This is a genomic window from Marinicrinis sediminis, assembly GCF_042685085.1.
GTDB classification, from domain to species: domain Bacteria; phylum Bacillota; class Bacilli; order Paenibacillales; family KCTC-33676; genus Marinicrinis; species Marinicrinis sediminis.
Window position 1 is genome coordinate 542,628 of record NZ_JBHUMM010000043.1, and the last position, 25,501, is coordinate 568,128.

The 25,501-nt window shown below is 48.7% G+C and carries 22 protein-coding genes; 19 read left to right on the forward strand and 3 right to left on the reverse strand.

All coding sequences use genetic code 11. The annotated features are described in order from the left end of the window. Positions 1–3: 3 nt before the first annotated feature. Entirely contained in the window at positions 4–645 is a 642-nt protein-coding gene (trhA, locus tag ACFSUC_RS16280) for a PAQR family membrane homeostasis protein TrhA (RefSeq protein ID WP_379930687.1), read from the reverse strand. Between the two features lie 177 nt (positions 646–822). On the opposite strand from trhA, the gene ACFSUC_RS16285 reads away from it, so the two are divergent. The 19 genes from ACFSUC_RS16285 to ACFSUC_RS16375 all read left to right on the forward strand — a co-directional run bounded on the left by ACFSUC_RS16285 (position 823) and on the right by ACFSUC_RS16375 (position 23,389). Beyond that, positions 823–1,308 carry a glutathione peroxidase gene (locus ACFSUC_RS16285; RefSeq protein WP_379930688.1) on the forward strand — a complete coding sequence of 162 codons (486 nt, stop codon included), beginning with the start codon at positions 823–825 and terminating at the stop codon, positions 1,306–1,308. A 43-nt stretch (positions 1,309–1,351) separates the two neighbouring features. Continuing rightward, the gene (locus tag ACFSUC_RS16290; protein ID WP_379930689.1) at positions 1,352–1,492 is read left to right on the forward strand and encodes a hypothetical protein; all 141 of its coding nucleotides are present in this window, start codon (positions 1,352–1,354) and stop codon (positions 1,490–1,492) included. 132 nt (positions 1,493–1,624) lie between these two features. Further along, the gene (locus ACFSUC_RS16295; RefSeq protein ID WP_379930690.1) at positions 1,625–2,695 is read left to right on the forward strand and encodes an asparaginase; all 1,071 of its coding nucleotides are present in this window, start codon (positions 1,625–1,627) and stop codon (positions 2,693–2,695) included. Between the two features lie 114 nt (positions 2,696–2,809). Then, positions 2,810–3,538, forward strand: coding sequence for an ATP-binding cassette domain-containing protein (locus ACFSUC_RS16300; RefSeq protein WP_379930691.1), 729 nt, complete (start codon positions 2,810–2,812; stop codon positions 3,536–3,538). Between the two features lie 161 nt (positions 3,539–3,699). Then, positions 3,700–5,016, forward strand: coding sequence for a cytochrome ubiquinol oxidase subunit I (locus ACFSUC_RS16305; protein ID WP_379930692.1), 1,317 nt, complete (start codon positions 3,700–3,702; stop codon positions 5,014–5,016). A gap of 49 nt (positions 5,017–5,065) precedes the next feature. Then, entirely contained in the window at positions 5,066–6,103 is a 1,038-nt protein-coding gene (locus ACFSUC_RS16310) for a cytochrome d ubiquinol oxidase subunit II (RefSeq protein WP_379930693.1), read from the forward strand. 119 nt (positions 6,104–6,222) lie between these two features. Further along, the gene (locus ACFSUC_RS16315; RefSeq protein WP_379930694.1) at positions 6,223–7,971 is read left to right on the forward strand and encodes an ABC-ATPase domain-containing protein; all 1,749 of its coding nucleotides are present in this window, start codon (positions 6,223–6,225) and stop codon (positions 7,969–7,971) included. 80 nt (positions 7,972–8,051) lie between these two features. Beyond that, complete coding sequence (locus tag ACFSUC_RS16320) at positions 8,052–8,528, forward strand: low molecular weight protein-tyrosine-phosphatase (RefSeq protein ID WP_379930695.1); 477 nt, start codon at positions 8,052–8,054, stop codon at positions 8,526–8,528. Between the two features lie 109 nt (positions 8,529–8,637). Further along, positions 8,638–8,739 carry a sporulation protein YjcZ gene (locus tag ACFSUC_RS16325; RefSeq protein ID WP_379930696.1) on the forward strand — a complete coding sequence of 34 codons (102 nt, stop codon included), beginning with the start codon at positions 8,638–8,640 and terminating at the stop codon, positions 8,737–8,739. A 230-nt stretch (positions 8,740–8,969) separates the two neighbouring features. Then, a complete protein-coding gene (locus ACFSUC_RS16330; RefSeq protein ID WP_379930697.1) occupies positions 8,970–9,122 on the forward strand; it encodes a sporulation protein YjcZ in 153 nt (50 codons plus the stop codon). A gap of 181 nt (positions 9,123–9,303) precedes the next feature. Then, entirely contained in the window at positions 9,304–9,402 is a 99-nt protein-coding gene (locus tag ACFSUC_RS16335) for a YjcZ family sporulation protein (protein ID WP_379930698.1), read from the forward strand. Positions 9,403–9,640: 238 nt separating this feature from the next. Beyond that, positions 9,641–9,742, forward strand: coding sequence for a YjcZ family sporulation protein (locus tag ACFSUC_RS16340; protein ID WP_379930699.1), 102 nt, complete (start codon positions 9,641–9,643; stop codon positions 9,740–9,742). 166 nt (positions 9,743–9,908) lie between these two features. Then, positions 9,909–15,179: an ATP-binding protein gene (locus ACFSUC_RS16345; protein WP_379930700.1), complete on the forward strand. Its 5,271-nt coding sequence runs from the start codon at positions 9,909–9,911 to the stop codon at positions 15,177–15,179. 76 nt (positions 15,180–15,255) lie between these two features. Next, positions 15,256–15,711: a MarR family winged helix-turn-helix transcriptional regulator gene (locus tag ACFSUC_RS16350; RefSeq protein WP_379930701.1), complete on the forward strand. Its 456-nt coding sequence runs from the start codon at positions 15,256–15,258 to the stop codon at positions 15,709–15,711. Positions 15,712–15,892: 181 nt separating this feature from the next. Continuing rightward, a complete protein-coding gene (locus ACFSUC_RS16355) occupies positions 15,893–16,615 on the forward strand; it encodes a pirin family protein (RefSeq protein ID WP_379930702.1) in 723 nt (240 codons plus the stop codon). A 181-nt stretch (positions 16,616–16,796) separates the two neighbouring features. Further along, positions 16,797–18,758, forward strand: a complete 1,962-nt coding sequence (gene pulA, locus ACFSUC_RS16360) for a type I pullulanase (RefSeq protein ID WP_379930703.1) — start codon at positions 16,797–16,799, stop codon at positions 18,756–18,758. Between the two features lie 332 nt (positions 18,759–19,090). Then, entirely contained in the window at positions 19,091–21,163 is a 2,073-nt protein-coding gene (locus ACFSUC_RS16365) for a methyl-accepting chemotaxis protein (protein WP_379930704.1), read from the forward strand. A 219-nt stretch (positions 21,164–21,382) separates the two neighbouring features. Then, positions 21,383–22,888 carry a GGDEF domain-containing protein gene (locus ACFSUC_RS16370; RefSeq protein WP_379930706.1) on the forward strand — a complete coding sequence of 502 codons (1,506 nt, stop codon included), beginning with the start codon at positions 21,383–21,385 and terminating at the stop codon, positions 22,886–22,888. After that, positions 22,889–23,389, forward strand: coding sequence for a hypothetical protein (locus ACFSUC_RS16375; RefSeq protein WP_379930707.1), 501 nt, complete (start codon positions 22,889–22,891; stop codon positions 23,387–23,389). 160 nt (positions 23,390–23,549) lie between these two features. On the opposite strand, the gene ACFSUC_RS16380 is transcribed toward ACFSUC_RS16375, so the two are convergent. Both ACFSUC_RS16380 and ACFSUC_RS16385 read right to left on the reverse strand, forming a co-directional pair. Next, positions 23,550–24,557 (reverse strand): electron transfer flavoprotein subunit alpha/FixB family protein, encoded by a 1,008-nt coding sequence (locus ACFSUC_RS16380; RefSeq protein WP_379930708.1) that lies wholly within the window; start codon positions 24,555–24,557, stop codon positions 23,550–23,552. After that, positions 24,554–25,384, reverse strand: a complete 831-nt coding sequence (locus ACFSUC_RS16385) for an electron transfer flavoprotein subunit beta/FixA family protein (RefSeq protein WP_379930709.1) — start codon at positions 25,382–25,384, stop codon at positions 24,554–24,556. Before ACFSUC_RS16385 ends, ACFSUC_RS16380 begins: the two co-directional genes overlap by 4 nt. Positions 25,385–25,501: the final 117 nt, after the last annotated feature.

Here is a 25,501-nt window from a genome sequence, read left to right on the forward strand (position 1 = left end):
TCGTCAGATGGCAGGCATGGGGAGTACATAGAAGAAGATAGCGAAGAAGTGACACACACTCCCGCCGATGACAAACAGGTGCCATATAGCGTGGTGGTATGGAATCTTCCGCCATACATAAAAGATTGAGCCCAACGTATACACGACCCCGCCAAGCACGAGCCAGAAAATACCGGTATCCGGTACACTTTCCCGTAGCGGTCCAAATCCGAAGATGATCATCCAGCCCATTACAATGTATAGCAGCGTGGACAGGATGATGAATCGTTTGACGAAGAATACTTTGAATACGATACCTGCAGCTGTCAGACCCCAGATGATGCCAAACAGCGTCCATCCGAGTGGACCACGGAGAGAAACGAGCAGGAAAGGGGTGTATGTTCCGGCAATTAACACATAGATCATGGAATGATCCAGGATTTCAAACAGGTTTTTGACTTTTCCTTTGGGGAAACTGTGCAGCAACGTAGAGCATGTATATAAGAGGACGAGAGAAACCCCGAAGATTGTGAAACTGACAATGTGCCAAGCGTCTCCATACAAACTGGCGAATACGACAAGGAGGACGAGTGCCGCGATGCTGAGCAAGGTACCGATTCCGTGGCTGATGGCGTTCGCGACTTCCTCCCGCAGATTATATTCCATTTCTTTCAACACTCCTTTTTTTCCTTTGCGGTAATTCCCGCTCATACCTTTATTTTACTGCAAGATGAGCATAAAACCAAACCTTTTCTGTATGATTGAAAAGACTAAACAAACCTTGTACAATAAAAAGAAGCAGAAGATGGTGAGAATGAAGTAAACAGGAAGGGGTTCGATGTGATGAAGGTTTTTGAATATGAAGCAAGGCAGAATGGGAAGGATGTCCCGCTGAAAGATTATAAGGGAAAGGTGCTGCTGATTGTGAATACCGCCAGCCAGTGCGGATTCACCCCCCAATATGAAGGCTTGCAGAAGCTGTATGACAAGTATCGGGATCAGGGACTCGAAGTGTTGGCATTTCCCTGCAATCAGTTTGGCAACCAGGAGCCGGGCAATGACGAAGAGATCAGACAGTTTTGTTCATTAAAGTATGACGTATCCTTTCCTGTCTTTGACAAAGTCGAAGTCAATGGCGAGCAGACCCATCCGCTCTTCGACCATTTAAAGGAAGAAACTGGCGGACTGCTGGGCAAAAAGATCAAATGGAATTTCACGAAATTTCTGGTGCATCCGGACGGGGCAACGGTGAAAAGGTTTGCCCCGGTGACTGCGCCTGAGAAGCTGGAGGAAACCATTCAGTCGTACCTGAAGGATGTACAGGCATAAGGAACAATCACTCTTGGCAATCTAAGACCAGGAGGTGGTAGGAATGCCGCACAACAAAAGCCATCGAACCCATGAGCAGCAAAATATGGCTTCCATGAAGGATGAAGCGCATACGCCTTCCAGTCAGAAACAGCGAAACTTGCCTCCCAGCCTGAATCAGGTAGGCAAACAGGAAAATCGATAGGCTCCAGGCATGACCAACCCGTCCTTTTCAGGACGGGTGTTTTTCGTGAGGAAGGCACTTGCATTCAGGGGGGCAGCCATTTATAGTAATAGCAGAAAGCCCTGAACCGCAGGCAAGGAAAGGAAGAGCCTATTGACCCATATCCTCGTTGTTTTTACCGGGGGAACGATCGGATCGGTCACCGAAAATCAGGAGATTGATGTCCATTCCTCCTCTTATTTTATCCTGGAGCAATATTCGGATTCGGTTATGTCTACTCGATCTCAGTCGGAACTAAACGTTCAATTTACACCGATTCAGCCCATTAATCAATTAAGCGAGAATGTGCAGCCGCAGGATTGGACCATGTTGTATTACGCGCTCAAGCAAGCGAACTATGCGCAGTATGATGGGGTCATTCTGACACACGGTTCCGATACGCTAGCCTATACATCCATCGCAATGAGTTATATGTTTGCGGACAGTCCGGTGCCGATTGTAACCGTAGCGAGCAACAAGCCGCTAGATCAGCCCGGGAGCAATGGGCTGCGCAATTTTGCAGCGGCTGTAGACTGGATTGCAACTGCTTCGCTGCCAGGGGTGTACAGCATATATGAAAATGTCAGGGGCCAGATGCCAGTTTATCTCGCTTCCCGACTGTTGCAGTGCCGACACTTTACCGACGATTTTGACAGTACCCTCGGTGAGCCGTTTGCCTGGATGGAAAATGGACAACCCACGCTTCATCCGCACACGCTCAATCCCGATTCAGCGAAACTGAACCAATATGCTGCACGCAAGGAGCCGTTATTGCTGGCAGGGGGATACACCTTCACATCAGAAGTGCTGGCTGTTAGGCCGCATCCTGGGCAAAGCTTTGCGTACATGGGCTGGGGATCCACACCGCCGAAGGCTATATTGCTGGATACGTATCACTCCGCTACCCTGAATATCCGGCAAGGTCATGACCATACACTCGTGGAGTGGCTAAGGAATGCTCGTGCAGCAGGTATTCCCGTCTATCTCACACCTGTCAAACAGCTGGAAGGACCCCATTACGCTACCACGCATGTTTTGCTGAAGGAAGGCGTCATTCCGCTCGTGCAATTGTCGTTTGAAGCCGCGCTCGTCAAGCTGATGCTCGCATATGGCAGTTTACCGCCAGCGGATATTGCGGATTTGATGACAAGAGAATTGTTTTTCGAGCAGCACAGTCGCTTATAACCGGATAAGTCCAGTAGCCGGATAACGTAAAGTCATGGGCCCATTTGGGACAGACTGCTGCATGCTACATAGAGGAAATCAGCCAGTTAGACAAGGGAGAAGGAGGAACAAGGCATGATACTGATACGAAATTTGGTGAAGAAAATTGCCAACAAACCGTTCCTGAAGCAGGTATCGCTGAATGTGGACACAGGTGAACTGGCAGCCATCATCGGACCGAGCGGCAGTGGAAAAACGTTGCTGCTTGAATGCATCACACTGAACACACCATGGCACCGGGGCACCTATCAATTTCAGGGGAAAGTCATTTCGCCCAATACGTTTACTTCCCGGCAGAAGCTGAAAAAGCAGGCGGCCTATTTGAAGGACACGCTGGGATTATTGCCCCAAAAAACCGGTCTGCAGAACGTGAAGCAGGGTGTGAAGGAGGCTTTCCCGTTCTGGAAGAGACTGCTGGGAACGAACCAGGAAACACATATGGAAGCGATGGATCTAATGGAGAAGCTTGGTTTGCTGGATTTGGCTCACAAGCCGGTTATGCAGCTAAGTGGGGGAGAGAAACAGCGCGTGGCCATCGCCAAAGCCATCGCCAAGGGAGCGAAGGTCATTGTGGCAGATGAGCCCGTGTCCGGTCTGGATCCGATACGAGCCAATGAAGTCGTCAGAGACTTCAAAGAAATGACGCGCAAGTCGGGCGTCACGCTGATTTGCACACTGCATCGGCTGGAACTGGCTGAGAAATATGCGGATCGGATTATTGGAATGAACGACGGTACGGTCGTGGTAGAAGCAAAGGGAAGACCACTGGAGGACGATGAACGGGAGCGCATCTATCAGACTTAAATGCGGCATCGCAATGTGTACCACAGTCATAAGGGATTGAAGTAAAAAGCAAGCCGACTCGGGCTTGCTTTTTTGTATGCATAGAAATTGCTTCCAGCGTGCATAGTAAGGCATGGAAAGATTTGCATGTCAGTGCTGATCGTAGAGGAGGAGAACTGGAAGTGGATAGTGTAGAAATGGCGAGATCGTTAATGGGCTCTTCATTGGCCTTTCATATTATATTTGCAACGCTCGGGGTAGGGATTCCCCTCATGATCGTCATCGTGGAGATTATGTACCAGGTTCGCAAGGATCGGGATTACGCGATTATGGCGAAAAGACTGACCAAAGGCTTTGGCATTATTCTCGGAGTGGCGATCCCGTCGGGTACGATCGTGGGTGTCCTGCTGGCGTTGCTGTGGCCCGGATTTATGGAAATTGTCGGACAGGTCATTGCCTTGCCCTTTCAGGTGGAAATCTGGGCCTTTTTTTTAGAAGCGGTCTTTATGTCCATTTATGTATTTGCGGCTGATCGATTGTCTCCCACGATGCGAATCGTCAGTGTGATATCGGTTGCCATTGGCGCGACGGCTTCTGCTGTCCTGATTACGGATGCGCATGCCTGGATGAATACGCCGCAAGGATTCAGAATCGAGGAGGGTCAAGTTGTCGATGTGGACCCATGGGCAGCCGTTTTCAATCCAAGCCTGTGGACGACTTCCCTGCATGTGGTCAGTTCAGCCTTTATGACGGGGGCCTTTGCGATTGTGTCCATTGCAGCCTTTCAGCTGTTGAAAAATCGCGGAGATGAGAAAACGAAGGCCTATCATCAAAAAGGGCTGATGCTCGGATTGATGGTCGGAGCGATCATGTCTCTGTTTACCGCGATCAACGGTCATGAGACGGCACAAATGCTGCACGAATATCAGCCAGAGAAGCTGGCTGCAGCAGAGGGGCTGTTTGAGACGACGGATTATGCGCCGCTGGCAATCGGCGGAATCGTAGATGAAGAGACCGGCAGCGTCAAGTACGGACTGGAAATTCCCTGGTTGCTCAGTTTTCTGGCCGACAATCGGTTTGATACGGTTGTAAAGGGCTTGAATGAATTCCCGAGAGACGAATGGCCGCCTCTGTATATTCATCTGTTGTTCAATCTCATGGTAGGGATTGGCACCATCCTGATCGTCCTTTCATTCGCCGGATTATTCTATCGGTATATTCGCAAGCGTCAAATACCTGCCTGGCTGCTGCGTATTCTGACGACGACCGGTATCTTGTCGATGATCGGGATTGAGACGGGATGGATCTTCAGCTGTACAGGCAGACAACCCTGGACCATCTACCACATTCAGCGAACGGAGGATGCGGCTGTGCAATCCGAATCGCTGGGTACGCTGTTCCTGCTCTTCATTTCTTTGTACGCGTTTTTGTTGCTGCTGACGATCTTCATTATGCTGTTTTACTTCCGTCGCCACCCTGTGCGGCGCGAGCTGTCCTGAGGTTCCTGAGGTTACGGTCTGAAAGACTGGAAGTAAAAAGAAAGGGGTTATGACTGTGCCAGAGGCCATGATTGCCATTGTGATCCTGTGGGTGTTTATATTTATTTATTCCATCGTCGGTTCCATTGATTTCGGGGCTGGCTTTTGGTCCATGCTGTACGGAAAGCACAAGGGAACAAGGGCAGGGGAATTGGCCAATCGTTTCCTGTCGCCGGCCTGGAAGGTTACGAATGTATTTCTCGTTTTGCTGGTCGTTGCGCTGGTTGGTTTTTTTCCGCATGCCACCTATACGCTGGGTTCGCTCCTTATTGTTCCGGTCAGTCTGGTGCTGATTTTGCTCACGATCCGTTCGACCTTTATGGTGTATGCCTATTCGGTTGACCGCTTCCGCGGAACGCTGCGTATCGTCTCAGGGGTGACAGGTCTGTTTATCCCCGCTTTGCTGATCAGCCTGCTCCCTGTTACGCTGGGCGGATTTCTGAATGTAAATGGTGAATCTGTCAGTCTGAGATTTGCCGATTTGCTGCAATCGCCTACCCTCTATGCCCACCTCGGGTTCGGACTGACGACCGAGCTGTATTTATCTGCCCTGTTTCTGGCAGATTACGCGAAGGTCGCGGGTGATTCATCTTCCTATCAAACGTATCGTCGTCTGGCAGTCGCCTTCGGTCCGTCCACATTGGGATTTGCTGTCCTTACGACATGGACGATGGTGCCTGAGGCAAGCTGGATTGTGGAGGCGATTATCGATCACGGGTTCTGGTTCGGACTGTCTGTGGCTGCGTTCGTCCTCGCTTATGCCTCCTTATGGATACAGGGCAGAGACGGGGAAAAGGGATTGCCAAGGGTGGCGGTAGTCGGCACTGTCATTCAGTATGGCCTGGCCAGCTATGCCTATGGCGCCTCTCATATGCCGTATATCCTGTATCCGATGCTCACCGTTGAAGAAGGCTTTACCAATCCCGCGATGTTTCGATCGTTGTTGTACGGTTATACCATTGGAGCGGCGCTGCTGATCCCTGCCTTTATTATGTTCTGGCGTCTGTTTTTGCAAGACAAAAGCTATGCAAACCCGGAGGCGGACTGAGAAGTGGGAGAAACAAGGATGGGGAATGGTTGAGGAACGGGATGGGATGATGGTTGAAAGAATGCACAAGCTTTGATAGGTTTAAAAGTATAAATCGCAAGATCATGGGGAGAGTTGTCGTGTTACATTCATTGGAGAAAATGCTTCGGAATCTGGATGGAAAAAGCTATAAAATGTACAAGCAAATTGAAGGGTCTTACGAGGAAGAGTGGTTCCAGCTCCATATTGATTATGTGCAGGGCGATCCATTTGCAGCACCGACCCGAATCCGTTGGGTCATCCCGAAATCCTTTGTGGCGTTTGAAGAGGAATGGGTCGGAACGAAAGCACGCAAGATCGCTTTTGTCGATTATATGACCCGCCAGCTAGCTAGTGAGCTGGTTCGTATATCTGGTCGCCACAGTCAACAAAGCTCAGGCAAGCCCGACAGCCACCATGGATTGACCAAGGGCACGGGCAACAGTGGCCTGGCGATGATGGATACGCCCGGACAGGAGATGCTCGAGCGCTCTTCTATCGCGATCCTCAAGCATCACCTGGACATTCGCATGACCATCGGTTTGCCTGCTGCCGGCAGAAGGATACTTGGCCTGAATGCCATTCAGATGTTATGCAATCAACTGCCGCTTGCACTCAAAAAAATAGGAGCGTCTCTGGATCATGCATCATTGCAAGCTCAACTGATGCTTGCAGATCAGCAGGAGGACATCCGCACTTTTCTGCGAACGAACGGGTACATCGCTTTTGTAGCGAACGGTTCCATATTGCCGCGTGAAAGCGGAATCAGCAATCGTCCTATGCACGCTTCGCAGGCTGTTGCATTTCAGTCTCCAGCATCCATGGAGATCGAGATACCTGTCAGACATCGGTCTGCACCCATTGCCGGAATGGGGATTCGCCGAGGGGTTACGGTCATTGCTGGTGGGGGATTTCATGGCAAGAGTACGTTGCTGAGAAGTCTGGAAAGAGGGGTATATCCTCATATCGCCGTGGACGGCAGAGAATTTGTGATTACGGACACGGATGCTGTAAAAATTCGTGCAGAGGACGGTCGCAGCATTGAGCGGGTGAACATCCAGCCCTTTATCAATCATTTGCCATTTGGACAGGATACCACGGCCTTTACGACGGAAAATGCCAGTGGAAGTACATCTCAGGCTGCCAACATCATCGAAGCACTGGAAATGGGTGCGAAAGCGATATTGATTGACGAGGATACGAGCGCCACGAATTTTATGATTCGGGATCAGCGAATGCAGGCCCTGGTTCACAAGGAACGCGAGCCTATTACACCTTACATGGATCACGTCCGTCAATTATATGAGAAGCAGGACGTGTCTACCGTGATCGTAACGGGTGGCTCTGGTGATTATCTGGAAGTGAGTGACCAAGTTATCGTGATGGATGCATACGTGCCACAGGATGCGACGCTTCAGGCCCGTGAAATCGTACAATCTTATCCTAGTCATCGTTCCAGCGACCTGGAGCATGAGATCGACTTGATGACCTCGTCTCGGAAACTGGACAGTCGATCCTTGATGATCCCCGGGAGCAAGCAGAAGGTAGAAGCCAAGAACCAGACCACGATTCAATATGGTCGCAGCTGGATCGACCTGGCGTTTTTGGAACAACTGCTGGAGACGAGTCAAACGAGAGCCATTGCTTATGCCTTGTTATGGCTGCAAAAACAAAGGAAGAAAAATCAATCGGTCAGCGAGGCGATCGACGCTGTATATACACAGATAGAGGAAAGGGGACTGGAAGCCATATCCCCTTACTATGGTGCTCATCCCGGAGATTTGGCCATGCCCAGACGGTTTGAGATTGCAGGCGCGTTGAATCGATATCGGCTCTTGCGTATGCAATAACAGTGGACCGCTGACACACACGAGGAAGTTCCATCCTGTGTATGTTCAAAAATATGAAGATGATAAGAAGGAGAATCGCCATGATTCATGTATTGTTTGTTTGTCTCGGCAACATTTGCCGTTCTCCCATGGCGGAGGCCGTATTCAGGCATCAGGTGAAAGAGGCAAAATTGGAGCACGAGATTTCTGTAGATTCTGCAGGTACCGGTGACTGGCATATTGGTAAGCCACCTCATGAAGGAACTCGAAACAAATTGACAGAAATGAAAATCAACCAGGATGGCATGCGGGCCAGACAGGTAACCGCAGCAGATTTCACAACCTATGATTATGTGATCGCCATGGATGATCAGAATGTACAGAACCTGCAAGCGGTCGGGGCTGGCGCCGCAGATCGTGTGATCAAGTTGCTGGACCTGTTGCCTGATCAGCCGGTTCGCAATGTACCGGACCCGTATTTTACGGGCAATTTCGATGAAGTGTATGAACTGATCAATAAAGCCTGCAGCAGGCTGCTGGAAAAAGTACGCGCAGAACATGGCATCGAAGCAGATTGAACGCCAACTGCGTCTAAATTCAGAAAACTACGCAAACGTCCAATCCACTGTGATGATGATTCATATAATGTAAGTGTAAGGACATCACAAGTAAGAAGGAGGAGTTTGCATGAGCGCAGTAAGAGGATATGGATATGGTGGTGCAGCTGCATTCGTATTGGTATTGTTCATTCTTCTTGTCATCATCCTTTCTGCTGGATTCTATGTATAATTGCTTCAACCTGATAAGGGAGGCACCCGTTCGTGGTGCCTCTCTTTGTCTTTGGTATGGGTCGATCTCTTAATTTCACACAGAGTCAGCGGGTGTCCAATCGGAAATGATTCCTGCTCATACAATAACTATGTAATCCATCATCCATCGATAAGGAGATATAACTGAGATTATCGGGGCACCGGGTTATGACGTGTACGGAGCGTTGACCATGTAAAGGAGGTATGAGAATGGGTTACCCTTACGGTTATGGCTATGGTGGAGGATATGGCGGCGGCGGTTATGGTTGTGGTGGAGGATATGGCTACGGAAAAGTTGGAACGTTTGTATTGGTGCTGTTCATATTACTTGTCATTATTTTATCTGCCGGCTTTTTTGTTTAACCAAATCCAGTCATCCCGTTTGAAAGGGGGTGTTGGCATGGGTTCCTGTGGAGGCGGTTACGGATACGGTGGCGCTGCAGCTTTTGTACTCGTACTCTTCATTCTGTTAGTGATCATTCTATCTGCTGGTTTTTTCGTATAACTTGACACTAAGAGGCAATGACAGGTAGGAGGTGTTCATATGGGCTACTGCGGAGGCGGATACGGTGGTGGAGCAGCCATCATTCTGGTATTGTTCATTCTGTTGGTGATCATTCTTTCAGCCGGCTTTTTTGTATAAAGCGATTACCTTTGCAAGCAGGCGCCTGGAAATGAAGGCGCCTCTTTTTGCGCAACTTGATGCAAGAAAACTTGAAGATGACATGAAGATGAAATGAAAAAATACATAAAGCAAGACAGAAGTGGCGGCAACAGACGAAGGAATCTTTCTCTGCTAGACGAATCCCCATGCGTTCTTTCAATACGGGCATATACTGATCATGGAAGTGAATGTAATAACAATTAAAGGAGGACTGACTATGGGATACCCGGGAGGATGCTACCCGACAGGTGGCGCTGCAATCGTGCTCGTACTGTATATTTTGTTGGTCATTATCCTTTCAGCCGGCTTTTTTGTATAGTGTAAGCCAGAAGCCAGGGGCATCGTGTACAGTCGTGCCCCTGATGCTTGTCTTCAAGCGCTGCATTCAGGTACAGGAAGACAAATGGAAGACAAATCGAAACCGGATTTGCTATACTGAAAGCACATTCATGACAATCCAAGACATATGCAGGAGGCGTGCTCACGTGAAGAGAGAGGAAGGGAAGCGACTGGCCACCCAGACAACCGATATCGGGCAAATTCCGCTTGTTGAAAGCCCGGCGGGCCGTTTTTCATTCGTGGAGCATTTACATAAACAAACATATACCGAGGATATAAAAGGGAAACGCAGCTGGATCAAGGAAGGCAGTGCGCAAAAACCATTGACGATGCAGGATTTTCAGAGGGAGCAAGATGCAGCAGCCTTGTTTCCTGACTATGTATGGCAGCCGCTGGCTTATGAGAATACGGGATATGGCTGCATTGTGTATGAGCATCATGATGAGCAGCCATTGGCCTGGTATGTGAAAGAGCATCCGTCAGACACAAGGACAAGGCTTGGCTGGATGAAACAGTTGAGTGAGCTGATCGCAGCCCTTCATCTTCAAAACTGGCAATACCATCGTTTGAGTATGGAAACGGTGCTTATCCATCCGGAAACCCATCAGATTCTGCTTGCAGATCCCGCAGGCATGCTGAAGAGCACTACCGCTCGCTCTGTAGATGACGCCGAGCTGGCAGGTGCAATGGATCGTTTTTATCTACCGTATTATGCACCGGAATATACCAACCATGTGGCGTGGCTAGTAGATCATCGCAGCAATCTGTATGCCCTTGGTATTCTCATGTACCGCCTGCTGACGGACAAGATGCCTTTTTCCGCCGGGCGGGATACAGCTTGGTCGCATGCGCATATAGCGCACAGCCCGGTCTGGAATGACGACCACGTCATCTCTTCTTCTGTCAGACAAGTGATCGAAAGACTGCTTGAGAAAGAACCGGACAAGCGGTATCAGGATGCCGAACAGGTGGTACAAGCACTGTCCGAAATTTTGACTGGAGAAGACGAGCAGCCAAATCGGCAGAAGATACCGGATTTTGCTTTTATCGGCCGTGAGGAACCGATGAGGCAATGTATCCGAATGTGGCAGGAAACGATGCAGTACAATAAGCGGTTCATCCAGGTGACCGGAAAGGCCGGAATGGGAAAAACGGCTTTTGCCGAAGCTTTTCTGGAACAGATTGATGTCGATTATGCCTATATTGGTCGAGCCAAATGCAGTGCTACACCTCAGGCCGCTCCGTTGGCACCATGGAGCCAGGCCTTAAACGACATCGTCAAGCAACTGCTCACGGAAGAGGAATCACGCATTCAGTTCTGGAAGAGAGAAATGGCGGGCTGGATGCAGGAAATGGACGTTCAGTTAATTGAAATCATTCCGGATCTGAGGCATTTTCTACCGGATAAGCCATCCCCAAATCTGCAAATGCCCTGGCAGGAAAAAAACAAGCGTATATTGCTTTCAATCCGCCGATTCCTGAACATGTTCGCTTATCATCATCACCCTGTGGTGCTGTTTCTCGATGACATTCAATGGATGGATGCAGACTCGAGAGAACTGTTTGAGCGAATCGGGGAGGAGGAGCAACTGGATCAGTTGCTGATCATTGCGGCCTATCGACCGGGTGCGGAGGACAATCTGCCGGCGATGCTGCAATCAGAATTTGTGGATGATTCTCGTCAGTATTCAGCCGTCATGTCTGACCTGAATGTGCAACAAATTCGGGATTTTCTAAATTCGATGTATTCGCTGTCGGTTGAGGAGCTGGACTGGCTTGCCGAGATCAGTCTTCGAAAAACGGCAGGCAATCCGCTTAATCTCGTTCAGTGGGTTCGCTACGTCAGTCACATGGGTTGGGTGGAATATCGAAACCAGGCACATACCATCCGCCAATATCAACAAGAGATTGAACAAATGCCGGTTCTGGAAGAAGCGACCAGTTGGGTGATACATCAATTAAAGGAGATGGAACCTGGACTCTATCAAGTGCTTCAGCGTGCATCCTGTCTGGGTAATCCGTTTACGTTTACCGCTTTACAGCGACTTGTGAACATCGAGAAAGAAGCATTGACTGGACGGCTGCAAGCCGCGATGGAATGGGGAACGGTAAGGCAGAGCAACAGGCAGATCTATCATTTTTCGCATGACAGAATCTACGAAACCCTCTATGAAGAAATGGAAGAACTCGAAAAAAGAGAGACGCACAAGCATATTTTCGAACAGTTGTATCAGACCAGAGACAGGCATCTCGACTTGCCATACTTTGATTGTATTTTCCACCTTGAACGAGCATTCGATACGCCGTTGAACCACCTGCATGCGGTGGAGGTTGTTCAACTTTATTGGAGGGCGGGTAATAAAGCCAAAAAAATGTACGCTCACCAAACGGCTCAACGTTATTTTCACCAAGCGATGCAGTTTTACAGCAGTCTGGAAACGGATGGGCTAGAGCGAACGCGAATGGATGCTTTTCAACTCCGTATGGACTACGCAGAGAGTTGTTATTTGAATCGGATGTATGATGAAGCCTTGCACACCTATGAATCGATTCAGTCAAGTGCGGTAAATAGCGCAGACTTGAGCCGGGTTCACAAGCAACTTCTCCTGCTCTATTCCCATCGCGGACAAAATGAGAAATCGGTACAGGTCGGACTAAAGGCACTGAAAGAGCTGGGCATTCAGATTGAGATGCATCCGTCAAAGCTGGATATCGCCAAGGAAATACTCATGATTCGATGGATGTTGCGCAAGACAAGGAAGCAGGGATTTTCGCTTCCGCCTATTGAGAATGAAGACCAGCAAGCGAGTCTGGAGCTGCTGATGAATATGGGAATGCCCGCTTTCCATGTCGATCAGAATTTGATGGGCATGATTATCTGCAAAGCTTTTCGCCATTCGCTCATGTACGGCAAATTCGATCTTACGCCCACGATTTTCTGTAATTTTGGTTTGCTCTTGTGCGCGGGATTGAATCAGTATGAACTGGGTTTCGAGATCGGGGATGCCGGTATTCAAATGACGACATCGATGGATAATCACTTCCTGATCGGGAGAGCTTACTTTGTCTATGCTTCCTTCATCCATCATTGGAAGAGACCGCTCTCAGAAAACATAGACATGCTGCAGAAAGCTCATTATTATTGCCTGGAATCTGGCAATGCCGTATTGGCCAGTACCGCTGCTTCATTCCAGTTGTTTAATCTGCTGACGAAGGGTGAACCGCTCAAGAAAGTAGAGAAAAAGATTCATGAGCTGGCGGATGATGTGAAGAGTATGGAATTTTCATTAACGGTCGACTATTTCCCATTTGTGCAGCAAATGATCCACTTGCTCCAAGGAGAACTGCGCTATGAAGATGAGCGTGTTCATGCGCTTTTGCATGAGAATTTGACAGGCGACTCGACCGAAGCTTCTGCCGAGATCATGTATGATGCCTTGCGTGTTCAATGTTTGTATTTACTCGGCAAGTGGGACGAAGCGATGGTCATTGCGGAAAAGGCGGAGCGAAGCATTGACGGAAAGATTCTGCTGGCCGCGATCCCCGAATTTTATTTTTACTATGCTTTGACGCTTTTCAATAAGCTTCCTGAGATGGAAAAACAGAAGAGACTCGCAGCCGAGTCAAAAATACAGACCTGGCGAAAGCAGTTTGTCAAATGGCATGCAAGATGCCCCGATAATTATGCCAGCAAACTGCGTGTATTGGAAGCGGAATGGGTAGCCTGGAAAGGAGATCCGAATCAGGCCTTGCAACGGTTGGCTGAAGCGATGGAGATGATCAAGCCTTACGGTAATGTGAAGCTTGAGGGACTGATTCAGCAGTTGATGGCTTCAAAATATAAACAAATGAATTGGATCGATGCGACCTATCACTTTCTGAACGGATCGGCTGAGAAATATCGCGAGTGGGGAGCTACGGCGGTTCACAACCGACTTCAGGAACAAGCCAGCCAGTGGGCGATATGGCATAGCCTTCATGCTGATTTCAGAAAAAGTACCACCGCTGGATCATCTTTTCAACGAAAAGGCAGTCATCTATACGGAGATGCTGAATTGTTCGCCTTTGCCGAAACGGCTCAGCTGATCAATAGTGAGATTGTTTTGTCGCGCTTGCTGGATCAGCTTGTGCAGTTGCTCATTGAACATTCGGGCGCTGAAAAAGGCCTGATCTTCTATCAGGAGCATCACCAGTGGTTTCCAATTGCAACCGGAGAAGTAACCTATGATCCGCAGCAACAGCAATCTAGTGTTTGGGTTCAGGTATCAGATCAGTCCGGTTTATCATTACCGGGTATCCAAACGGGCTTTTCCAGTCGGGTTGTTCAATACGTCCTCCATGCCAATCAATCGATTTGTCTCGATCATGCCGCGAATGACTATCGGTTCCGCAGATGCCCCTATATTCAGCAAACGGGGCCGCTGTCCATCATGTGTGTACCCCTCGTTCACCAGGGGAGACAGATCGGGGCGATTTATCTGGAAAATAACCAGATTGAGGGCCTGTTTACGAAGCGGACAACGGATCTGATGGAAATGCTCGCCGCTTCCGCCTCCGCAGCGATTGAGAATGCCAGACTCTATCAGGAGATGGAAACGTTGGTTGAGCAACGAACGATCCAGCTTCATGAGGCGAATGAACGGCTGAAGGTGACTAACGAGGAATTGGTCACGATGGAACAATCGAGAAGACATTTGATCGCCAACATTTCCCATGATCTACGCACCCCGATTCAACTCATACAAGGCTATATGGAAGCCATGGTGGATGGGGTCATAGATGACAAACAGGATGCCCGACGCTATCTGAAGCTCGTTCATCAAAAATCTCTGCAACTGAACGAGATGATCGAGCAGTTATTTCTCCTTACCAAGCTGGAGTCCAGGCAGTTGACACTGGATCTGGAACCGCTGCACATTGCCGATTTGCTCGCCCATATGCAAAACAAATATGCGATGGATATTGAGCATGCCCATTTGCACTTCGACTTGACTTGGACCGATACGGCTGCCTATCGATTCGCTGATCAATGGGTGTGGGTAGATCTTGATCGTCTGGATCAGGCTGTAGCGAATATCGTGTATAATGCCATCAAGCATACGAAAGAAAAGGGGAGAATTGGCATTTCCGCTCGCTGGCTGATGCAGGCAAACACGCCAAGTCATTTGGTGCTGGATATTACGGATACAGGGGCAGGCATTGCCAGGGAAGATGTGCCGTTCGTTTTCGATCGTTTCTATAAAGGAAATACAAACCGGACTCGTTCGGAAGGAAGTGGACTGGGCCTCGCCATTGCCAAAGAAATTGTGTTGCAGCATCAGGGAGAGATTGCTTGCAGCAGCATTGAAGGAAGCGGAACGACCTTCACCATTAAGCTGCCGGTTGAAGAAGACATGTTCGTCGTTCAAAGCGGATAGGGTTGACAAACAAATTCGGTTCCGCTACTATTATCTTGAATTCAAGATATCGAAAAAGCGGAAAGGCGGGAACCCCGTGCGTGAACGAGACCGATCACCGTCCATTGAACAATCGTTGAAAAGTTTCATCGTGCTGTCCCGTGCATTCCGACATGTTTCTGACCGGGTGCGGGAAGATATTCAAAAACATGGATTGAATCCGACAGAGTTTGCCGTTCTGGAGTTGCTCTATCATAAAGGAGAGCAGCCCATTCAAAAAATCGGAGACAAGATATTGCTGACGAGTGGCAGTATGACCTACGTGATCAATCGTCTGGCAGAAAAGGCTCTGATCGAACGGGTGCCATGCGAAAAGGATCGACGCATTACGTTTGCACGCATATCTGCTGGTGGGTCAGAGCTCATGCAGCACATTTTTCCTTCGCATGAGCAGGCCATCGATGATCTTTTCTCCGTTTGGACAGATGAAGAGAAAGAACAGTTTATTATGTTGACCAAGCGTTTGGGGATTGGAGCCCAGCATCATCGCTAGGTGAAGTTGCGCCCAAGTTCCCTGCCTGTCAAGATCCGAGAGGATCTTTGTTTTTACCTCATTACCTTGAAATCAAGATATGTGCTGGAGGGTAAGCGAGACAAGAGACACGAATACGACATGGCAGGAATGTCAAAAATGTCAGGACAGCGCGAAAAAAAAGAAAAGGCAAGGTGATAACATGGTACAAGGCGTTCAAGGCATTCAAGTATATGAAGGAAACAAAAGATATGCAGCCGATCATGGATGGCTGAAAAGTCGGTTCAGTTTTTCATTCGCAGATTATGTTGATCCGAACAACATGGCCTTTGGCCCGATGCGTGTGCTGAATGATGATATCGTGGCGCCTGGCAGAGGCTTCGGTGCCCATCCTCATCGGGAGATGGAGATCGTATCCATCGTCTTGCAGGGTCAGCTTCAACACCAGGACAGTGCAGGCCATACAGAGGTGACGACATTTGGCGGAATTCAGAGAATGTCAGCAGGTACAGGCATTGTCCACTCAGAAATGAATCCGTCAGAAGAAGAGGACGTTCATTTTCTGCAGTTATGGTTTGAGCCGCATACGTCTGGGTTGTCGCCTTCCTATGAAAAGGCTGAATTCGATCAGGCAAAGATGGTGAATCACCTGTTGCCAGTCGTGATGGCGAATCCGGAGGGAGACGCCGCACGTATTCATCAGGATCTGACCCTTTATTTGAGTGATCTTCAGCAGGGCAAACATCTGGAACATGTGCAGGAACCGAATCGAAAGCGATTTTTATTTGTCATTGAAGGTGAGTTGCTCGTAAATGGTTCCATCAAGCTGGGAAGGCGAGACGCAGCACGGATGACGGACGTCACGTCCATCAGACTGGATGCACAGTCGGATTGCCGCTTCATGTTGATTGATCTGCCAGCCTGAGTATGGAACGGCGATGTGAATATTCATCGCCGTTTTTTTTCTGTATGTAAGGCATGTTATTTACTTTTTGATCAGAAACGTTCACAATAGACGGTGAAAGCAGGGCCATCCGTTCAAACGTTTGCAAACGGATGGCAATCGCAGTACCTGAAGGGATAGAAATATGGATGGAGGGTTTTGTATGGCTGTACAGAGAGAACAGGAAAAGCCCATTGATTATGGTGACAAATCGGTCACGAACGGGATATCAGTCTTTGATGAAGCATTCGATACGTACTTTTCCTATGATGGAGACGACTTGGGCTGTCACTGGAAGGAAGAGGAAAGCAAATTTGTACTTTGGGCGCCTACCGCTGCGCAGGCTGAGTTAGTGATTTATGAAAACGAAGCAGATGAGACGGGAAAAGCCTACGTCATGAATCGTAACGACAAGGGAGTGTGGAGACTCGACGTTCGCGAAGCCTTGCTCGGCAAGTTGTATACATATCGGGTCAAGGTCGGTGAACAGTGGAATGAAGCTGTAGACCCTTATGCCAAGGCCGTTTCTGTCAATGGTTTTCGCGGAGCGATTGTCGATCTGGCCCAAACGAGCCCGAACGGATGGGAAGCAGACAGCAAGCCTCCTTTTGCGGCAGAAACAGATGCCATCATCTATGAAGTGCATGTGCGTGACCTGACCATGCATCCGGATAGCGGATCGTCCAGCAAAGGAACGTTTCTGGGAGCGGCTGAGGAAGGTACCAAAGGTCCGCAGGGTATCGCAACCGGCCTCGATCATATTGCTTCGCTGGGTGTCACGCATGTACAGTTTTTGCCTATATATGATTACAGCGAAGATAGTGTGGATGAACGCAACCCGTCTGCCTCCTACAACTGGGGATATGATCCAAAAAATTACAACACACCGGAAGGCTCCTATTCCACAGATCCTTATGACCCCGTCAAGCGCATTCAAGAGTGCAAGACAATGATACAGGCTTATCATCGAAAAGGTATGCGAGTCATCATGGATGTGGTGTACAATCACATGTATGATGTTTTTCGTGCCAACTTCACCAAGCTGGTACCAGGTTATTACTTCCGACATGAAAAGCCTGAAGTGCTGTCCAATGGATCGGCCTGTGGAAATGATACCGCTTCCGAGCGTGCGATGATGCGTAAATTTATCGTCGATTCGGTGCTGTATTGGGCGAGGGAATATCATATCGATGGATTCCGCTTCGACTTGATGGGCTTGCATGATGTAGAGACGATGAACGAAATCAGACGACAGCTGGATGAACTGGACCCTTCCATTTTGATGACTGGAGAGGGCTGGGTGCTGGATACCGCACTGCCTGAGGAACAGAAAGCAAACCAGAAGCAGGCGTCGAAAATGCCAAGAATTGCCCAGTTCAATGATGATTTGCGGGATAGTCTCAAGGGCAGCATCTTCTATGAAGATGAGACCGGGTTCGTCAATGGCCATACAGAAACAATCGAACAGATCAAAAAAGGAATTGCCGCAGGTATTGCATACAAGGATTATGCCACTACCTTTGCTGCAGAGCCGAACCAAAACCTGAACTATGCAGAGTGTCACGACAATCATACCTTGTGGGACAAACTGGCGCTGTCCCGACCCGATGCAGATGAGCAGACCAGAACTCGTATGCACCGCTTGTGCAGTGCGATTTTGTTTACTTCACAGGGCATGGCTTTTATTCATGCGGGTCAGGAGTTTATGCGCACGAAGAATGGAGTGGAAAACAGCTACAAGTCCCCGGACAGCATCAATCAGATGGATTGGCAACGCTGCGCAGAGCGAGCGGAAGATGTCGCATACATGCGGACGCTCATCCAGTTGAGGAAATCCCGTCCTGCCTTCAGATTGCGCAGTGCTGAACAAATACGCGAGCATTTGCAGTTTGAGGACGCTCCGGCTGGTGCCATCGCATATCGGTTGCTCCATCATGCAGGCGGAGACAAGAGTGAACAGTTGTATGTGGCAATAAACGGGAATGAAAAGGAACAGCTGTCGTTTCATCTCCCTGAAAGCGGAAACTGGCAGGTGGTATTCGACAGTGCAGGGGAAGCCGTATTAGGGGATTCAGATCTCCAGGTTGGCACCCTCTCGCTGGTCGTGCTGGAGAAAATCGGCTAACTGCCGAATGGTTCCCATTGATTCGTCAAAAGTTAACGGTGAATGTAAAGATTTTTTAAAGAAAAAGAGGAATAAAGTCCTAGGATGGCGAAGGAAGTAGTAGATGAAAGCGTTTAATCTGCTACTTCTTTCTTTTGTTTTGAGACGATCTTTTGATCTGTTTCACACCAAATCGACAAGAAAGGACAAGAAATATCTACTCACTTTTACTTCTTTCGCACAGGGGAGTATTTTCTCGTTGACGAAGATGTAAATATTTCGTTATATTAGGGTAGTGGAAACGTTTGCGCAGTATAAACAGGGGTTTATTACATATTAAAGGGGTGTTTATATTGAAAGGAATATCGCTCAAGGGCATCCATCAATCGATTGGCTTCAAGCTTATGATCATCATTATTGTCGGCATTATCGGATGTGTGGCCGCACTCGGGTATTCTTCCTACTCGATTGCGGGCAACATCATTCGGGATGAGGTATCTTCGGCCACTGAGGGAACGATTATGCAAACCGGTAATAAAATCGATACCTTGCTGGCCACGTATGAGAATGTCGCACAGATGCTGACGCTAGACCCGGTCATTCGAAACAGTCTGGAAAATTTTGTTCAGCCCTCTCTTGCATCCGTAGAGAAAAAGAGGATTCAGGAGACCGTAGAGCAAAGACTTCGGAATTACATCAATGCCGCAGATCACATTTTGTCGATTCGACTCATTCCAAAAACGTATGAAAAAGCCGATATTTTTGGTGACAAGAGCATCGAATTCGATGACCAGAACAAGGCCGTTTTTGAAGAAGTGCTGGCAAACAAGGGCAATCCGGTCTGGGTATCCTCCAGTGCAAAGGGCTTCACGCGTTTCAATTCCGAGATGACCTTTACGATGACGCGTTTGCTCATCAACGGGGCGAACCGGGATGCGGAGTTTTTCATTGTGATTGATGTTCAGATTGCCGCTTTAGAGGAAGCGCTTTCAAATGTAACCGTCGGTGAAGGCGGAGACAAACTCATCATCGATGAGAGTGGCCAAGTCGTTTACTCTACCAACCAGGAACTGATTGAGACTTCGGTTCAGAATGAACTGAATGTCACCAGCCGAGCTGAACAGTCCGCAGAAGAAGCGAATGAGACAACCAGCGGTACTTATTTCACATCCATCAGCGGAACAGAGAGACTGGTGGCCTTTGCGGAATCCCAGCGATCCAACTGGTATGTGATCAGCCATGCCAAGGCATCCAGTCTCACAGAGAATACTAGCAAGATCCTCAATCTGACGAATATTCTGATGATCGTGTCCGTGTTCATCGCCATTGGGATCGGTTTCTTGTTACTGCAAATGATTGCCAAGCCGATTACGAATATGAAAAAGTCGATGGAACGGGGCAAGGAGGGAGACCTGACGGTTCGGATTGCCGTCAAGCGCAAAGATGAGATCGGTCAGCTCGCCCACAGCTTCAACGACATGATGGATCAAATGACGAACTTGATTCGTCAAACGAATGATTCCACGGCACAGGTGATGCATACCGCAAATGAAGTGTCCAATGCGTCCAAGCAAACGGCAACGGCCGCTCAGGAAATCAACCAGGCTATGGAAAGCATCGCCCAGGGTTCATCAAGCCTCGCGACGGAAGCAGAAGCAGGGAATGAGCGGTCAAATCAGATGTCCAATATTTTGGACAAGGTCGTCGATGAGAATATCCACTTGGGAACATCGGCTCAGGAAGTTCATCAAGTCAGTCAGCAGGGAATCCAGCAGATGAAAGCCCTGATTGATCACACGACATCTACAGAGTCCATGATGACTTCGATCAGCGGCAGAGTGGGAGAACTGAAGGACAGTACAACATCCATTCGTCAAATCCTGGACCTGTTGAACAATATGACCAAGCAGACAAATATATTGTCTCTGAATGCCTCCATTGAGGCCTCCCGTGCCGGGTCAGCCGGTAAAGGATTTATGGTGGTCGCCGATGAAATCCGTAAATTGGCTGAACAATCCAAACAGAATATTGAAATTGTCGGTGAAATCACAGAAAAAATCCAGAATGAGGTCGATGAGACCGTCAAGGTCATGGATGAGGCGCTACCTAAGTTCGTCCAGCAAAAATCCTCCGTTCAGGAAACCGATAAAATCTTTAACCGTGTTCAGCATCAGATGGATGACTTTATCCTTCAGCTTGAAAAGATTACGGAATTTATCAATGATCTGAACAAGTCTCAAAAGGTGATGTCCGAAACGATGAGCAATGTAAGTGCATTCTCAGAAGAATCCTCGGCAACGACGCAACAGGTTGCTTCGCTGAGCAGTACGCAGGAGCAAATGAGCGAAGGGCTGGTTCGTCTCGCGGACGATTTGGAACATTTGTCTCAGTCTTTGCAAAAAGCGCTGTCTAATTTCAAGGTGTAGTCTTCGGAATCGAATCAGCAATACGATTGACCCACTAGCAGCCCTTGTCAGTCAAATAGGTATCATGCCAGAAGGTGACGACCGCAGAATCGTCGCCTTCTTTCTTTATAAAAGATAGCAGTAGCAAGCAAAGTGTTATATAATATGCCTATGATTCTACAGAACTACATAGGGACCTGCTTTATATTACAAATTACACAGAAATAGGAGATCGCAGCTATGTATGCACTGATCATCACGATAATTGCTGTTGGTTTTCTTTACGGCAGATTCTATTTACCTCTGCACTATCAAAAACTGGCTCTGCTTTTGATTGCGTTTTCATGTATGCTGTCTCTGGAACTACTCTATGAGCAAAATTTGCTGAAATTCGCCTTTTTTCTGCTCATCATGCTGGGCGGCTATACGTATGGCTGGCTGGGTGGATTGCTCAGCGCAATTGTATCCTGGGCAACGGTCATGATGTTGTCTGGGCAAGGTGATGGGCAATGGGTATTGTACCTGGGTTTGTGTTATATCGGATTTGGCATTGGTGCAGGCATATATTATGCATCGAGAAGAGTGAGCATGCACCTCAACCATCACTGGGAGGATCAAATTTTCAAACAGTCCAAACAGCTGTCGATTATCAAGGAGGTAGGCTCGGCCATTCAGGGCACCTTTGAGTTGACGAAGTTGTTGCATATTATTTTGACAGCGATTACAGCCGGTTTCGGACACGGATTTAACCGGGCCATGATTTTCCTCGTTGACGATCAGGATCAAACTTTAAAGGGACGTCTCGGTGTAGGCTCGATGAGTCTGGATGATGGACTGGCTAAATGGGGTCGGCTGATTGATCACCGCATGAATTTGCAGGATTTCATTGAATTGAAGGAGCAGGCTCTCATTCAGGATCATGACCTCAATGACATTCTCATGAACATTGAAATACCGCTGCAAGCTGACCATGTCTTTCGCAGAGCGCTGGAGGAACAAAAGTCCTTTGTCGTCAAGCAGCCGAGAGGTGAATTTGAAACCTGGCTGAAGGATACGTTTCAAATGACTGTATTTGGTGTGGTGCCCATGTTGCACAAGGGGAAACAGGTTGGCGTCATTGTCATTGACAACAATATTAGCAGCAGACCGATTGAATTTGACGACATCGATGCCGTTATTCCGCTTGCCGTCCAGGCATCGGTCGCCATTGAAAACGGAAAGCTGTACGAGGAAGCCCACAAAAATTCGATTACGGATGGGTTAACAGGGCTTTACAACCAGCGATATTTTCAGGAAATGCTTCCGAAATGGACCGCGTGTGTACAACAGGAAAGCAATCTGTCGCTCATATTGCTCGATATTGATTTTTTCAAACATTACAATGATACGAATGGTCATCTGGAAGGAAATCAGGTACTTTCCCAGCTGGGTCACCTTATCCAGCAATTTGTCAAGGAATATGATCTTCCTTGCAGATTCGGGGGAGAGGAATTCTCGATTATTTTGCCAGAGACGCCGCTTGACAAGGCGTATGAATATGCGGAATCCTTGCGTCAATTAATAGAAACTACAGTGTTTCCACATCAGGAAAATCAGCCAAACGGCAATCTCACGGTCAGTATGGGCGTGGCTGAGCTCCGAACCGCGCAATCAGCAGAGGTGCTGGTGGAACAGGCTGATGAAGCCCTCTACCAAGCCAAGAAGGAAGGCAAAAACCAGGTGCAAGTGTACAAAGGGGTGACTTGAATGCAGAGTGTGCTGGTCATAAGTGGTGTCATTCTCTTTTTTTCCTGTCTGCTGCTAAGCAGTCGTCCTTTTTATCGGTTGTATCTCAAGCATGTAACTCGAAGAGTGATGAAGAAGCACCAAATGAATGTGGATGAGTTAATGACGTCATTTGAAGAAGTCATCTATCTCATTCCGCTGCCCAACAATACGCCTTACATTAAAAATGCGACCATCGAGCAGTTCTATATCGTGGAGGACTGGAGTTCCTGGCTCTACCCGGAGCTCCGGGCGCTGCGTGTATTTCTGACCAATCCGGATGGCCCGGATCAATTGATCGCCTATTATTCAATGAAACACTTTACGTTGCCTTCACTGGCGAAGCTGGAGTTTCATCATGTCATTTCATCTGAAGTCTATCAGAAGGTCGCCACTTGTCGCATGCTGAATCCAGACCTGCTGGCCCAGCTTATTCAGGAAGTATATACCCGGATTCACAAGACTCGCTACGGGTCTTCTTAATGCTGCTGTCCTGTCTGCCTCCGTGCTGTGGTGTAGCCTTGGGGGCAATTGTATGCAATTCGCTCAACGTGATGGATATGAAACGGCCATGGACAGACGGGACAGACAGGGACAGATCGTCGGTCGGATACGGGATATATTTGATATCTGCCGTATCAAGTCAGCGGGTTGATTTGTGTTGCTGAATTGCACGTGTCAGCAATGGTACGATCTCGAACAGATCGCCCACAATACCGTAATCCGCAATCTGGAAGATGGGGGCATCCGGATCTTTGTTAATGGCGATAATGGTTTTGGATTGGCTCATTCCAGCTACATGCTGAATGGCCCCGCTGATGCCACATGCGATATAGAGATCCGGCGTGACCATTTTGCCCGTTTGACCGATCTGCATGCCATAGTCGCAATAATCGGCATCGCAAGCTCCTCTTGAAGCTCCTACCGCTCCGTTTAATTGTTCAGCCAGCTCTTTGAGTGGCTGAAATCCTTCTTTGCTCTTTACACCTCTGCCTCCCGAAACAATGACAGAGGCTTCGCTCAGATCTGTTTCTCCGTCCTGTTTCGTTTCTTCTGCTTCCTTGATCAGTTTAGGTGTTCCTGATTCAAAAATGGAGATCGTCTCCAGGGATACTCCGTGTACGACGGCCGTAGAGGAAGAGGGTTTGCCGGGCAGGTTATTGGGGCGAACAGTCAGCACAAACGGGAAGTCTCTGGGCTGCACCTGCTCAAATGCTTTGCCTGCATAGAGCGGACGGGTAAACACAAAGTCTTCGTCGATGGTGGTCATATCCACGATATCGGTTATCAGGCCAGCGCTTAACATACAGCTGAGAAGGGGAGCCGTATCTCGTCCCAATGCCGTATGACCGAGGATGATGACGTCGATCGACTCGCCTTTTTCAGCGAAGCGATCCCGCAGTGTCTTGATTCCTTCCTGAATGCAGGCTGTTGCGGAAGCCCCCTTGTTCTTGGAACGAAATACATGAATGGTGTGAACGGGCAGTAGCGCACCAAGCTCCTCTTGATCCATGTCCTCGTCCCACACGACGGCGGCATGTAATTGGTCTTGCCGGTTCATCATGCTTCTCGCACATTGAAGGGCTTCGTATGTGACTTGTCTGAATGTGCCCGCCTTCCATTCTCCGATAATGATAAAGTTTCGGCTCATGCTTCGCGTTCCTCCTTCTCTGTGCGGGGTTGATTAGACGGGCTTAACTGCCCGATGTCCTGAAGAACGCCGATGATTTGCGAGACTTGTTCCTCAGGTGTACCCGAGACTTGCACACCAGCCTGATGCGGGGGCGCAGGAAACAGCAGTCGCCTGCGAACGCGACTTTTCAACTGGACTTCCGACAAGGGTAAGAGGGTGTGGTCGATGACTTCCAGCGGTTTTTTGCGCGCTTTCATGATGTTGGGCAGAGACGGGTACCGCGGCTCGCACAGGCCTTGCTGAGCGGTGCAAACGACAGGCAGAGAGGCGGAGATGACTTCACTGTCTCCTTCCACGTCTCGCTTGCAAATGACGTTCCCCGTATTCGGTTCATACTGAAAATGGATTACAGCCCCGATATGCGGCATTCCCAGCTGACATGCTGTCTCGATGGCCACCTGACCTCCCCCGTGATCGACAGAGAAATGACCTGCCCAGATCAGATCAAACGACTGATCGCTGCAGTAAGCAGCAAGAAGTGCAGAGACGACAGAAGGTTCCATCTCTGCATTCGGAGGGATCAGACGCACGGCTGCATCTGCGCCCATGGCCAGCGCGGTACGAAGCGCTTCTTCTGTTCGTTCCGGCCCTGCCGTGATCACCGTTACATATCCGCCATGTTCCTCTCGTATTAATAACGCCTGTTCAATCGCATATTCGTCATAGGGGTTGATGATCCATTTGACGCCTTCTTCCTTTAAGCTCCCGTTTTCAATGTGGATTTTTTCCTCTGTATCAAATGTCTGCTTGATCAGTACCGCGATATTCAAGGGTTGATCACGCATCGCAAGCCCTCCCGCTCCTTGTTTTTGAATGTGCGTTATCCCACAGTTTCAATCATGATGCACCTTGCTTCATCATATGATAGGAGCAGAGTCGGATATGAGCAATCTCGTGGAAAC

Excerpts from the sequence above, each read along its gene's own strand:
- trhA (WP_379930687.1), bottom strand. The coding sequence starts at position 645 with ATGGAATATAATCTGCGGGAGGAAGTCGCGAACGCCATCAGCCACGGA.
- ACFSUC_RS16285 (WP_379930688.1), top strand. The coding sequence starts at position 823 with ATGAAGGTTTTTGAATATGAAGCAAGGCAGAATGGGAAGGATGTCCCG.
- ACFSUC_RS16290 (WP_379930689.1), top strand. The coding sequence starts at position 1,352 with ATGCCGCACAACAAAAGCCATCGAACCCATGAGCAGCAAAATATGGCT.
- ACFSUC_RS16300 (WP_379930691.1), top strand. The coding sequence starts at position 2,810 with ATGATACTGATACGAAATTTGGTGAAGAAAATTGCCAACAAACCGTTC.
- ACFSUC_RS16310 (WP_379930693.1), top strand. The coding sequence starts at position 5,066 with ATGACTGTGCCAGAGGCCATGATTGCCATTGTGATCCTGTGGGTGTTT.
- ACFSUC_RS16320 (WP_379930695.1), top strand. The coding sequence starts at position 8,052 with ATGATTCATGTATTGTTTGTTTGTCTCGGCAACATTTGCCGTTCTCCC.
- ACFSUC_RS16325 (WP_379930696.1), top strand. The coding sequence starts at position 8,638 with ATGAGCGCAGTAAGAGGATATGGATATGGTGGTGCAGCTGCATTCGTA.
- ACFSUC_RS16330 (WP_379930697.1), top strand. The coding sequence starts at position 8,970 with ATGGGTTACCCTTACGGTTATGGCTATGGTGGAGGATATGGCGGCGGC.
- ACFSUC_RS16335 (WP_379930698.1), top strand. The coding sequence starts at position 9,304 with ATGGGCTACTGCGGAGGCGGATACGGTGGTGGAGCAGCCATCATTCTG.
- ACFSUC_RS16340 (WP_379930699.1), top strand. The coding sequence starts at position 9,641 with ATGGGATACCCGGGAGGATGCTACCCGACAGGTGGCGCTGCAATCGTG.
- ACFSUC_RS16355 (WP_379930702.1), top strand. The coding sequence starts at position 15,893 with ATGGTACAAGGCGTTCAAGGCATTCAAGTATATGAAGGAAACAAAAGA.
- pulA (WP_379930703.1), top strand. The coding sequence starts at position 16,797 with ATGGCTGTACAGAGAGAACAGGAAAAGCCCATTGATTATGGTGACAAA.
- ACFSUC_RS16370 (WP_379930706.1), top strand. The coding sequence starts at position 21,383 with ATGTATGCACTGATCATCACGATAATTGCTGTTGGTTTTCTTTACGGC.
- ACFSUC_RS16375 (WP_379930707.1), top strand. The coding sequence starts at position 22,889 with ATGCAGAGTGTGCTGGTCATAAGTGGTGTCATTCTCTTTTTTTCCTGT.
- ACFSUC_RS16380 (WP_379930708.1), bottom strand. The coding sequence starts at position 24,557 with ATGAGCCGAAACTTTATCATTATCGGAGAATGGAAGGCGGGCACATTC.
- ACFSUC_RS16385 (WP_379930709.1), bottom strand. The coding sequence starts at position 25,384 with ATGCGTGATCAACCCTTGAATATCGCGGTACTGATCAAGCAGACATTT.